This is a genomic window from Achromobacter sp. MFA1 R4 (assembly GCF_900156745.1).
Classification (GTDB): domain Bacteria; phylum Pseudomonadota; class Gammaproteobacteria; order Burkholderiales; family Burkholderiaceae_B; genus Achromobacter.
The window spans coordinates 2,798,081-2,810,946 of sequence record NZ_LT707065.1 but is presented as its reverse complement, the minus strand read 5'-3'; the positions used below and the strand labels follow the sequence as shown (position 1 = coordinate 2,810,946).

Sequence of the window (12,866 nt, the reverse complement as noted above, 5' to 3'; positions counted from 1 at the left end):
CGATAAGAGTGGACGCTTAACACGAGCACATAAGCTCTGAAAGGAGGTGATCCAGCCGCACCTTCCGATACGGCTACCTTGTTACGACTTCACCCCAGTCATGAATCCTACCGTGGTAATCGCCCTCCTTGCGGTTAGGCTAACTACTTCTGGTAAAACCCACTCCCATGGTGTGACGGGCGGTGTGTACAAGACCCGGGAACGTATTCACCGCGACATGCTGATCCGCGATTACTAGCGATTCCGACTTCACGCAGTCGAGTTGCAGACTGCGATCCGGACTACGATCGGGTTTCTGGGATTGGCTCCCCCTCGCGGGTTGGCGACCCTCTGTCCCGACCATTGTATGACGTGTGAAGCCCTACCCATAAGGGCCATGAGGACTTGACGTCATCCCCACCTTCCTCCGGTTTGTCACCGGCAGTCTCATTAGAGTGCCCTTTCGTAGCAACTAATGACAAGGGTTGCGCTCGTTGCGGGACTTAACCCAACATCTCACGACACGAGCTGACGACAGCCATGCAGCACCTGTGTTCCGGTTCTCTTGCGAGCACTGCCAAATCTCTTCGGCATTCCAGACATGTCAAGGGTAGGTAAGGTTTTTCGCGTTGCATCGAATTAATCCACATCATCCACCGCTTGTGCGGGTCCCCGTCAATTCCTTTGAGTTTTAATCTTGCGACCGTACTCCCCAGGCGGTCAACTTCACGCGTTAGCTGCGCTACCAAGGCCCGAAGGCCCCAACAGCTAGTTGACATCGTTTAGGGCGTGGACTACCAGGGTATCTAATCCTGTTTGCTCCCCACGCTTTCGTGCATGAGCGTCAGTGTTATCCCAGGAGGCTGCCTTCGCCATCGGTGTTCCTCCGCATATCTACGCATTTCACTGCTACACGCGGAATTCCACCTCCCTCTGACACACTCTAGCTCGGTAGTTAAAAATGCAGTTCCAAAGTTAAGCTCTGGGATTTCACATCTTTCTTTCCGAACCGCCTGCGCACGCTTTACGCCCAGTAATTCCGATTAACGCTTGCACCCTACGTATTACCGCGGCTGCTGGCACGTAGTTAGCCGGTGCTTATTCTGCAGGTACCGTCAGTTTCCCAGGGTATTAGCCCGGGACGTTTCTTTCCTGCCAAAAGTGCTTTACAACCCGAAGGCCTTCATCGCACACGCGGGATGGCTGGATCAGGGTTTCCCCCATTGTCCAAAATTCCCCACTGCTGCCTCCCGTAGGAGTCTGGGCCGTGTCTCAGTCCCAGTGTGGCTGGTCGTCCTCTCAAACCAGCTACGGATCGTCGCCTTGGTGAGCCGTTACCCCACCAACTAGCTAATCCGATATCGGCCGCTCTAATAGTGCAAGGTCTTACGATCCCCTGCTTTCCCCCGTAGGGCGTATGCGGTATTAGCTACGCTTTCGCGTAGTTATCCCCCGCTACTAGGCACGTTCCGATACATTACTCACCCGTTCGCCACTCGCCACCAGACCGAAGTCCGTGCTGCCGTTCGACTTGCATGTGTAAGGCATCCCGCTAGCGTTCAATCTGAGCCAGGATCAAACTCTTCAGTTTAATCTCTGTATTTGTTTCGTATTCTTGGTCTGTCTTGACTTACGCCAATTCAAACCAGGTCATACGTCGCTACTCAAAGGAAGTGAGGTATGTTCTTAAACTTGACGTCTAAGGTACTTCACTTCTAGTGAGCACTTGATTTCTTGTGCTTGCGATTTAGGCCAAAACCCAAACCGCTGCACTCGCATCAAGCGCCCACACTTATCGGTTGTTTAATTGTTAAAGAGCGGGTACTGCTAAATTCTGTACTGCTTCTGCTTTCAACTTCGGCTAACTTCGCTTTTGCGTCGTCGCTGTCGTTGCAGCAGAGAAACGAGATTATGAAGAAGTTTTTATCGCTTGTCAAGTCAGCGTGGTTTTAACTTTACGTTTTAACTTCGCTTTCTTGCTGCGACCTCTTCAGGTCTCGCCAGAGCTTTCGCCCTGCCCTAGCAGCTATCGAAACATCAGGGTAAACCCTAAAATTTCGGCAACTGCCAAGCCGGAAACTATAACACCGTTTTGCAGTTCATGCAATTGGCTTTTGCCTAACTTGCATCTAGCCCTGCAACGCTGCAGTGTTCGTGGATATTTCCACCTGGCGGCAACTCCGGAACATAGGTTCTCACTAAAAACAAACCCCCGCAGGGTAACCCTGCAGGGGTTTGCACAATAAAAGCCTGACGATGACCTACTTTCACAGACGTCCGTCCACTATCATCGGCGCAAAGGCGTTTCACTGTCCTGTTCGGGATGGGAAGGAGTGGTACCACCTTGCTATGGTCGTCAGGCGTAACGGGTTGAGCGGTTGCGGGTTAGGCAACGGCTCCAATCTTGGAAGAAGCGCAACGTGTGGTGGTCAGAGCCTGGGCTCGATGATCACCCACAGTGGGTGTAATTGGTGTTGGCTGGCTGCTGACGGGGCAGCCAGTAATTTGTATTGAACGACACTTGGAACGCTATACACCAGGTCATAACCATCAGTGTTATAGGATCAAGCCTCACGGGCAATTAGTATCGGTTAGCTTAACGCATTACTGCGCTTCCACACCCGACCTATCAACGTCCTGGTCTCGAACGACCCTTCAGGGGGATCAAGTCCCCGGGATACCTAATCTTCAGACGAGTTTCCCGCTTAGATGCCTTCAGCGGTTATCTCTTCCGTACTTAGCTACCCGGCAATGCCATTGGCATGACAACCGGTACACCAGAGGTACGTCCACTCCGGTCCTCTCGTACTAGGAGCAGGCTCCGTCAAGTATCCAACGCCCACGGCAGATAGGGACCAAACTGTCTCACGACGTTTTAAACCCAGCTCACGTACCTCTTTAAATGGCGAACAGCCATACCCTTGGGACCGGCTACAGCCCCAGGATGAGATGAGCCGACATCGAGGTGCCAAACACCGCCGTCGATATGAACTCTTGGGCGGTATCAGCCTGTTATCCCCAGAGTACCTTTTATCCGTTGAGCGATGGCCCTTCCATTCAGAACCACCGGATCACTATGTCCTGCTTTCGCACCTGTTCGACTTGTCAGTCTCACAGTCAAGCACGCTTATGCCATTGCACTATCAGCACGATTTCCGACCGTACCTAGCGTACCTTCGAACTCCTCCGTTACACTTTGGGAGGAGACCGCCCCAGTCAAACTGCCCACCATGCACTGTCCCCGATCCGGATAACGGACCAAGGTTAGAACCGCAAACAAACCAGGGTGGTATTTCAAGGATGGCTCCACGTGATCTGGCGACCACGCTTCAAAGCCTCCCACCTATCCTACACAGGCCGGTTCACAGTCCAATGCAAAGCTACAGTAAAGGTTCATGGGGTCTTTCCGTCTAGCCGCGGGTAGATTGCATCATCACAAACACTTCAACTTCGCTGAGTCTCAGGAGGAGACAGTGTGGCCATCGTTACGCCATTCGTGCAGGTCGGAACTTACCCGACAAGGAATTTCGCTACCTTAGGACCGTTATAGTTACGGCCGCCGTTTACCGGGGCTTCGATCAAGAGCTTGCACCCCATCACTTAACCTTCCGGCACCGGGCAGGCGTCACACCCTATACGTCGACTTTCGTCTTTGCAGAGTGCTGTGTTTTTAATAAACAGTCGCAGCCACCGATTCTCTGCGACCCCATCATGCTAAGCGCGCAGGCGCTTCACACTACCGGGGTATACCTTCTCCCGAAGTTACGGTATCAATTTGCCGAGTTCCTTCTCCTGAGTTCTCTCAAGCGCCTTGGAATATTCATCCCGTCCACCTGTGTCGGTTTGCGGTACGGTCTCGTACAGCTGAAGCTTAGAGGCTTTTCTTGGAACCACTTCCAATCACTTCGCAAGCAATGCTCGCTCGTGCCATACCCTTGATTTACGCGCCCGGATTTGCCTAAGCGCCATCTTCGATACAGCAACAGGGACATCCAACACCCTGATGATCTTCCGCGATCCGTCCCCCCATCGCACTGTACGACGGTGCTGGAATATTAACCAGCTTCCCATCAGCTACGCATCTCTGCCTCGCCTTAGGGGCCGACTCACCCTGCGCCGATGAACGTTGCGCAGGAAACCTTGGACTTACGGCGAGGGGGCTTTTCACCCCCTTTATCGCTACTCATGTCAGCATTCGCACTTCTGATACCTCCAGCAGCCTTTACAAGCCACCTTCGCAGGCTTACAGAACGCTCTCCTACCGCGTGCACAATGTGCACACCCGCAGCTTCGGTTTATCGCTTAGCCCCGTTACATCTTCCGCGCAGGACGACTCGATCAGTGAGCTATTACGCTTTCTTTAAAGGATGGCTGCTTCTAAGCCAACCTCCTGACTGTCTATGCCTTCCCACTTCGTTTCCCACTTAGCGATAATTCGGGACCTTAGCTGGCGGTCTGGGTTGTTTCCCTCTTGAGTCCGGACGTTAGCACCCGGTGCTCTGTCTCCCAAGCTGTACTTGCGGGTATTCGGAGTTTGCCATAGTTTGGTAAGTCGCCATGACCCCCTAGCTATAACAGTGCTCTACCCCCCGCAGTAATACTTGAGGCACTACCTAAATAGTTTTCGGAGAGAACCAGCTATTTCCAGATTTGTTTAGCCTTTCACCCCTATCCACAGCTCATCCCCTAATTTTTCAACATTAGTGGGTTCGGTCCTCCAGCACGTGTTACCGTGCCTTCAACCTGGCCATGGATAGATCATCTGGTTTCGGGTCTACACCCAGCGACTGAATCGCCCTATTCGGACTCGCTTTCGCTACGGCTTCCCTATTCGGTTAACCTTGCCACTGAATGTAAGTCGCTGACCCATTATACAAAAGGTACGCAGTCACCCCACAAGGAGGCTCCTACTGTTTGTATGCATACGGTTTCAGGATCTATTTCACTCCCCTTCCGGGGTTCTTTTCGCCTTTCCCTCACGGTACTGGTTCACTATCGGTCGATCACGAGTATTTAGCCTTGGAGGATGGTCCCCCCATCTTCAAACAGGATTTCACGTGTCCCGCCCTACTTGTCTTACGCTTAGTTCCACACACAAAATTTCATCTACAGGGCTATCACCTGCTACGGCCGGACTTTCCATTCCGTTCGATTATCTTGCGTGCTAAAACGTAAAGGCTCTTCCGATTTCGCTCGCCACTACTTTCGGAATCTCGGTTGATTTCTTTTCCTCGAGCTACTGAGATGTTTCAGTTCACCCGGTTCGCTTCCACTAGCCTATGTATTCAGCTAGGGATACTGCATTGCTGCAGTGGGTTTCCCCATTCGGATATCTGCGGATCAAAGCTTGTTTGCCAGCTCCCCGCAGCTTTTCGCAGGCTACTACGTCCTTCATCGCCTGTGATCGCCAAGGCATCCACCATATGCACTTAGTCGCTTGATCCTATAACGCTGTAGGCTATAGGACCTGAGTATTAGCGTTTGTGCCGTTCATAAGTTTCAAAGCAGTCTGAGGCTTATCACCCCAGTCTTGAGAACTTGGAACAAAATTAATGCAATCACAACCCGTGCCCATCTTCATCAGCAGCGCTGATTACTTGATGAACACATTTTCGTTGTGCTTCTTCCAGATTGTTAAAGAACAAATGTAGCTGTTGGGTAAAACCCAACTGATAGCGCTGCAAGCAGCGCTATCAGTTAGTTTCTACGCTGCGCCAAATACATGACGCCAGCCACAACAAACAACCGATAAGAGTGGACGCTTAACACGAGCACATAAGCTCTGAAAGGAGGTGATCCAGCCGCACCTTCCGATACGGCTACCTTGTTACGACTTCACCCCAGTCATGAATCCTACCGTGGTAATCGCCCTCCTTGCGGTTAGGCTAACTACTTCTGGTAAAACCCACTCCCATGGTGTGACGGGCGGTGTGTACAAGACCCGGGAACGTATTCACCGCGACATGCTGATCCGCGATTACTAGCGATTCCGACTTCACGCAGTCGAGTTGCAGACTGCGATCCGGACTACGATCGGGTTTCTGGGATTGGCTCCCCCTCGCGGGTTGGCGACCCTCTGTCCCGACCATTGTATGACGTGTGAAGCCCTACCCATAAGGGCCATGAGGACTTGACGTCATCCCCACCTTCCTCCGGTTTGTCACCGGCAGTCTCATTAGAGTGCCCTTTCGTAGCAACTAATGACAAGGGTTGCGCTCGTTGCGGGACTTAACCCAACATCTCACGACACGAGCTGACGACAGCCATGCAGCACCTGTGTTCCGGTTCTCTTGCGAGCACTACCAAATCTCTTCGGCATTCCAGACATGTCAAGGGTAGGTAAGGTTTTTCGCGTTGCATCGAATTAATCCACATCATCCACCGCTTGTGCGGGTCCCCGTCAATTCCTTTGAGTTTTAATCTTGCGACCGTACTCCCCAGGCGGTCAACTTCACGCGTTAGCTGCGCTACCAAGGCCCGAAGGCCCCAACAGCTAGTTGACATCGTTTAGGGCGTGGACTACCAGGGTATCTAATCCTGTTTGCTCCCCACGCTTTCGTGCATGAGCGTCAGTGTTATCCCAGGAGGCTGCCTTCGCCATCGGTGTTCCTCCGCATATCTACGCATTTCACTGCTACACGCGGAATTCCACCTCCCTCTGACACACTCTAGCTCGGTAGTTAAAAATGCAGTTCCAAAGTTAAGCTCTGGGATTTCACATCTTTCTTTCCGAACCGCCTGCGCACGCTTTACGCCCAGTAATTCCGATTAACGCTTGCACCCTACGTATTACCGCGGCTGCTGGCACGTAGTTAGCCGGTGCTTATTCTGCAGGTACCGTCAGTTTCCCAGGGTATTAGCCCGGGACGTTTCTTTCCTGCCAAAAGTGCTTTACAACCCGAAGGCCTTCATCGCACACGCGGGATGGCTGGATCAGGGTTTCCCCCATTGTCCAAAATTCCCCACTGCTGCCTCCCGTAGGAGTCTGGGCCGTGTCTCAGTCCCAGTGTGGCTGGTCGTCCTCTCAAACCAGCTACGGATCGTCGCCTTGGTGAGCCGTTACCCCACCAACTAGCTAATCCGATATCGGCCGCTCTAATAGTGCAAGGTCTTACGATCCCCTGCTTTCCCCCGAAGGGCGTATGCGGTATTAGCTACGCTTTCGCGTAGTTATCCCCCGCTACTAGGCACGTTCCGATACATTACTCACCCGTTCGCCACTCGCCACCAGACCGAAGTCCGTGCTGCCGTTCGACTTGCATGTGTAAGGCATCCCGCTAGCGTTCAATCTGAGCCAGGATCAAACTCTTCAGTTTAATCTCTGTATTTGTTTCGTATTCTTGGTCCGTTTTGACTTACGCCAATCCAAACCAGGTCATACGTCGCTACTCAAAGGAAGTGAGGTATGTTCTTAAACTTGACGTCTAAGGTACTTCACTTCTAGTGAGCACTTGATTTCTTGTGCTTGCGATTAAGGCCGAAACCCAAACCGCTGCACTCGCACCAAGCGCCCACACTTATCGGTTGTTTAATTGTTAAAGAGCGGGTACTGCTAATTCAATCTAATCACTGCGCCGATTTCTCAGCGCTTAGCGACTATCGAAACTTCAGGGTAAACCCTAATTTTTCGGCAACCGCCAAGCCCTCTACTATAACACAGCTTTTGCAGATTGTGCAACTGGCTTCTGCCTGATTTGCACCGCATCTTGCAACCTCGCCTCTTAGAAGCGACCCTGAACTCAGGGGCCGGTTACCGCACAGGTGGCTGGGAGTGGATTCGGGCAAACCCTGATCCGTCATCACCAGCCAAGCCCAAGACTATAGCACAATTTTTGCGGATCGTGCAACTGGCTTCTGCCTGATTTGCTCCAATCCTTGCACAAACCGCGTGGCCGCCACTGCTGAGGGCTTTTGCGGCAGATCTGGCTAAATCCGCCAGACCTGTTGCACTTGCTTGGCTTCGCTGTTCAAAACTGCTTGAGCAGCGAAGGAGCGAGACTATAGCACAGAAATTTGGCGTGTGTCGCCAGCATGACACCCATTTTGCAGAAATATGATTCTTTATGGGGACGACCTTCCAATTCGTCCCGGTCTGGTCCGTGCGTGGGACGACTCGCCAGCCTTCTTCGCTCTATCTATATAGAACGCTCTATATATAGAGCGCGCGCCGCGGGAGACATGGGCGGCGCAGGTTGGTGTGCGTGAACGGGCGCCCGCCTGCGAAGCACGTTCAACAAGACTAGAGGCGCAACTCCGTCGTTTCCTTGATTTGCTGGAGGGCGAAGAATGAGCGCATGTCGATCACGGCCGGGTGTCGCATGAGGGTGTCCATGGCGAACCGGGAGAAATGCGCGAGGTCGGCCACCTGGATCCGCATCAGATAGTCCATGTCGCCGGACATGGCGTAGCACTCGACCACTTCTGGCCAGAGCTGGACGTCACGGGCGAAGTCGCTCATGGGTGCGTGGCTGGAGCCGCTGTGTTTGTTCAGGCGGATGTTCACGTAGGCGAGCAGCCCCAGGCCTACCTTGGCGGCGTCGATCAGCGCTACGTACTTCTTGATGAAACCCTGTTCTTCGAGGCGCCTGACCCGGCGCAGGCAGGGGCTGGGCGACAGGGAAATCCTGTCGGCCAATTCCTGGTTGCTGAGGCGGCCGTCCCGCTGCAATTCGGCCAGAATCCTTAAATCTGTCCTATCAAGCTCGATTGCGGACATGTTCAACCTCATAATTTGAGTATGGAGCAATATTATTGCTCAACCTATCCCCTTTCGCGCCATGTTTGCAATCGTCTGCCCGTGCTTCGTACCTACAATCTGCGTCTAGACTTGAACAACAAGTCGTCCTCACAAAACATGCAAGGGAGCAGACTTATGAGCAGCGCTTTTCAACCGTGGGAGAACCCGATGGGCACCGCCGGGTTCGAGTTCATCGAATATGCCGCGCCGGACCCCGCCGCCCTGCGCAAGGTGTTTGAACTGCTGGGCTTCAAGGCCATTGCCAAGCACCGCCACAAGGATGTGACGCTGTACCGCCAAGGCGGCGTGAACTTCCTGATCAATGCAGAACCCGATTCCTTTGCCCAGCGCTTTGCACGACTGCACGGCCCGTCGATCTGTGCGATCGGCTTTCGGGTGCAGGACGCCAACGCCGCCTACAAGCGCGCGCTGGAACTGGGCGCTTGGGGGTTCGACTCGCATAGCGGCCCGATGGAGCTGAATATTCCGGCGATCAAGGGCATCGGCGATTCGCTGATCTATCTGGTCGACCGCTGGGCAGGCAAGGAAGGGCACGGCGGCATTGGCGACATCAGCATCTATGACGTGGATTTCGTCCCGCTGGATCCGGCCAATGCGCAGTCCGACGTCAACTGGCGCGGCGCGGGCCTGACGCTGGTGGATCACCTGACGCATAACGTGCACAAGGGCCGCATGGCGGAGTGGTCGGAATTCTATGAGCGCCTCTTCAACTTCCGCGAAGTGCGGTACTTCGATATTGAAGGCAAGGTGACGGGCGTGAAGTCCAAGGCGATGACGTCGCCCTGCGGCAACATCCGCATTCCGATCAACGAGGAAGGCACCGAGGAGAAGGGCCAGATCCAGGAATACCTGGACCTGTACCGTGGCGAAGGCATCCAGCACATCGCGATGGCGACGGACGATATCTACGCAACGGTCGAAACGCTGCGCAAGTCGGGCGTCGTCTTTCTGGACACGCCGGAGACCTACTACGAGCTGCTGGACCGTCGCCTGCCCAACCACGGCGAGGACGTGGCACGCCTGCAGCAGAATCGCATTCTGCTGGATGGTGCGCCGGGCGGCGGACTGCTGCTGCAGATTTTCACCGAGAATCAGATCGGTCCGATCTTCTTTGAGATCATCCAGCGCAAGGGCAATGACGGCTTCGGCGAGGGCAACTTCAAGGCCCTGTTTGAATCGATCGAGCTGGACCAGATGCGTCGCGGCGTAGTGAAGACCGTGGAATAAGGGCCTGCGACGCCGGCACACGGCGTTGCGCCCTGGGCGCCTGATTTTCCAACCCCGCCGCATGGCGGGGTTTTTTGTGGGCGCAACCGCCATGACAAGGCCCCTTGTCGAACGGCGAAAACACGCGCCGCGAAAAGGGGCCTCGGGGACAACGCGCGTCGTGCGACGCTTAACGCTTAACGCTTCAAGCGGTCGTGGAATTGCTTGCGGAACTTGGCGACCTTGGGCGCGATGACGAATTGGCAATAGCCTTGCTCGGGGTGCAAGGCGAAGTAATTGCTGTGATAGTCCTCGGCCTGCCAGAAGCGGGCTGGCGGGAGCAGCTTGGTGACGATGGGCGCATCATAGACCTGCTGCGCCTCGACCTCGGCAATGACGGCCTCTGCTTGCTCCCGCTGGGACTCGTTTTGCCAGAAGATCGCGGATTCATATTGCGGGCCGACGTCGTTGCCCTGGCGCCCCGGCGTGGTGGGGTCGTGGGTGGCGAAGAAGGCGCGCAGCAGATCGCTGTACGAGAGCTGCGCGGGGTCGAATTCGATACGCGCGACTTCGATGTGGCCGGTGTCCTTGCCGCAGACCTGCTCGTAGCTGGGGTTGTCGACGTGTCCGCCGCTGTAGCCCGGCAACACGCTCTGGACGCCGCGCAGGTCGGTGAACACTGCTTCGACACACCAGAAGCAACCGCCGCCTAGAACGGCGACTTCATTGCCCGGTGAGGGTTGTTCTGCCATGACGATTCCTTACTGATAGGCGGCCGCTGCGCGCGGCCCGCGCCCCCGGCTCGATGCCGGGGCATGAGATTCAAGGCTACTGCTTTGCCGGCGCCAGCGACAAGATCCATTCGGCCAGCGCGTGGGCATCTTCGGGAGACACGTGGGTCTGGGCGGGCATGGGGACGGCGCCCCATGCGCCGCGGCCACCGCCGCGGATCTTGCCCGCCAGGTAGTCCACCATGGCGTCGCCCTGCCCCGCATAGCGTTCGGCCACGCTCTGCAAGGGCGGCCCCACCCGCTTGACCTCCACCTGGTGACAGGCCATGCAGGCCTTGCTCTTGGCCAGATCCAGGCCAGTGGTTTGCGCATGCGCCGCGCCGGCACCCAGGACGCCGGCCGCGGCCACCAACAGACTAATCTTCAAATGCATCGGTTACTGCCCCACGGCTCGCGGTGCTGGCGAGCTTGCCGAACTTGGCAAGCACACCGCGTGTATAACGCGGCTTGGGCTGGACCCAGGCCTGGCGACGAGCCGCCAAGTCTTCGTCGCTGATGTTGAGCTGCAGCAGCAGCTTGTGGGCATCGATGGTAACCGAATCGCCCTCTTGAATCAGCGCGATGGGGCCGCCGACAAAGGCTTCGGGCGCGACGTGGCCCACGACCATTCCCCAGGTGCCGCCCGAAAAACGGCCATCGGTGATGAGCCCCACGGTTTCGCCGAGCCCCTGCCCGACGAGCGCGGAGGTGGGCGCGAGCATTTCGCGCATGCCCGGCCCGCCCTTGGGTCCTTCGTAGCGGATGACGACCACGTCGCCATCCCGGATCTGCTGGGCCATGATGGCTGTCATGGCGTCGTCTTCGGAATCGAAGACGCGCGCCGGCCCCGTGATGACGGGGTTCTTCAGGCCCGTGATCTTGGCGACGCACCCTTCGGGCGACAGGTTCCCCTTCAGGATGGCGAGGTGGCCTTGGGGATAGACCGCGCGGTCGATGGGCATGATGACGTCCTGGTCCGCGCGCGGCGCGTCGGGCACGTCGGCCAGGGTTTCGGCAATGGTCTTGCCGGTGATGGTGATGCAGTCGCCATGCAGCAGGCCGGCGTTGAGCAGCAGCTTCATGACCTGCGGAATGCCGCCGGCGCGATGCAGGTCGGTGGCAACGTATTTGCCGGAGGGCTTCAGGTCGCACAGCACGGGCACGCGCTTGCGGATGCGTTCGAAGTCGTCGATGGTCCAGGGCACTTCGGCGGCATGGGCGATGGCCAGGAAGTGCAGCACCGCGTTGGTCGAGCCGCCGGTCGCCATGATGACGGACACGGCGTTTTCGATGGACTCGCGGGTGATGATGTCGCGAGGACGCAGGTTGCGCTTGACCGCGTCGACCAGCACCCGGGCGGATTCGGCGGCTGAGGCGACCTTTTCGTCGTCTTCGTTGGCCATGGTGCTGGAATACGGCAGGCTCATGCCCATGGCCTCGAAAGCGGAACTCATCGTGTTGGCCGTGTACATGCCGCCGCAGGAGCCCGAGCCCGGGATTGCGCATTTCTCGATCTGCTTGAAATCCTCTTCGGGCATGCGGCCCATGGTGTATTCGCCCACCGCCTCGAAGACGGACACGATGGTGAGGTCGTTGCCCTTGTAGCGGCCCGGCTTGATCGTCCCGCCGTAGACGTAGATGCCCGGCACATTGGTGCGCGCAAGGGCGATCATGCCGCCGGGCATGTTCTTGTCGCAGCCGCCGATCACGACGACGCCGTCCATCCACTGCCCCTGCGCGGCGGTTTCGATGCAGTCGGCGATGACTTCGCGCGAGACCAGCGAGTATTTCATGCCTTCGGTGCCCATGGACATGCCATCGGAGATGGTGGGCGTGCCGAACACCTGGGGATTGGCGCGCGAGGCGCGGATCGCGTCGATGGCCGCATCGGCCAGCCGCTGCAGGCCGCTATTACAGGGCGTGATCGTCGAGTGGCCGTTGGCCACGCCGATCATGGGATTTTCGAAATCAGCTTCTTTGTAGCCCAGCGCGTAGTACATGGCGCGATTGGGTGCGCGCGCGACGCCTTGGGTGATGTGGCGGGAACGTTCGTTGTGCGGCATGGTCAGTGTCTCCTGTCGGCCGTCGGGGCGCGGACATGGCGAACGCACCCGGGGAAGCTGGCTCGCTTGCAATGCGAATCTTCAGTGCTC

General features: G+C 56.3%; 5 protein-coding genes and 4 rRNA genes. 1 reads left to right on the top strand and 8 read right to left on the bottom strand.

The window, feature by feature from the left end; all coding sequences use genetic code 11:
• Window positions 1–39 precede the first annotated feature (39 nt).
• The 5 genes from BXA00_RS12855 to BXA00_RS12835 form a co-directional block, all read right to left on the bottom strand.
• Window positions 40–1,570: ribosomal RNA gene (locus BXA00_RS12855) — 16S ribosomal RNA — on the bottom strand.
• A gap of 657 nt (window positions 1,571–2,227) precedes the next feature.
• A 5S ribosomal RNA gene (gene rrf / locus BXA00_RS12850) occupies window positions 2,228–2,340 on the bottom strand.
• 199 nt (window positions 2,341–2,539) lie between these two features.
• Window positions 2,540–5,422: ribosomal RNA gene (locus tag BXA00_RS12845) — 23S ribosomal RNA — on the bottom strand.
• 342 nt (window positions 5,423–5,764) lie between these two features.
• Window positions 5,765–7,295: ribosomal RNA gene (locus BXA00_RS12840) — 16S ribosomal RNA — on the bottom strand.
• The 16S, 23S and 5S rRNA genes sit together here, the layout of an rRNA operon.
• Before the next feature lie 923 nt (window positions 7,296–8,218).
• A complete protein-coding gene (locus tag BXA00_RS12835) occupies window positions 8,219–8,695 on the bottom strand; it encodes an Lrp/AsnC family transcriptional regulator (protein ID WP_076521931.1) in 477 nt (158 codons plus the stop codon).
• A gap of 156 nt (window positions 8,696–8,851) precedes the next feature.
• On the opposite strand from BXA00_RS12835, the gene hppD reads away from it, so the two are divergent.
• Window positions 8,852–9,964 (top strand): 4-hydroxyphenylpyruvate dioxygenase, encoded by a 1,113-nt coding sequence (gene hppD, locus BXA00_RS12830; protein WP_076518843.1) that lies wholly within the window; start codon window positions 8,852–8,854, stop codon window positions 9,962–9,964.
• A gap of 176 nt (window positions 9,965–10,140) precedes the next feature.
• Here hppD and msrA read toward each other — a convergent pair whose 3' ends face one another.
• From msrA to ilvD, 3 genes are all read right to left on the bottom strand, one after another.
• Window positions 10,141–10,695 (bottom strand): peptide-methionine (S)-S-oxide reductase MsrA, encoded by a 555-nt coding sequence (gene msrA / locus BXA00_RS12825; RefSeq protein ID WP_076518842.1) that lies wholly within the window; start codon window positions 10,693–10,695, stop codon window positions 10,141–10,143.
• A 76-nt stretch (window positions 10,696–10,771) separates the two neighbouring features.
• Window positions 10,772–11,107: a c-type cytochrome gene (locus BXA00_RS12820; RefSeq protein WP_076521930.1), complete on the bottom strand. Its 336-nt coding sequence runs from the start codon at window positions 11,105–11,107 to the stop codon at window positions 10,772–10,774.
• Complete coding sequence (gene ilvD / locus BXA00_RS12815; protein WP_076518841.1) at window positions 11,091–12,776, bottom strand: dihydroxy-acid dehydratase; 1,686 nt, start codon at window positions 12,774–12,776, stop codon at window positions 11,091–11,093. The genes BXA00_RS12820 and ilvD overlap by 17 nt, the downstream gene beginning before the upstream one ends.
• Between the last annotated feature and the right edge of the window lie 90 nt (window positions 12,777–12,866).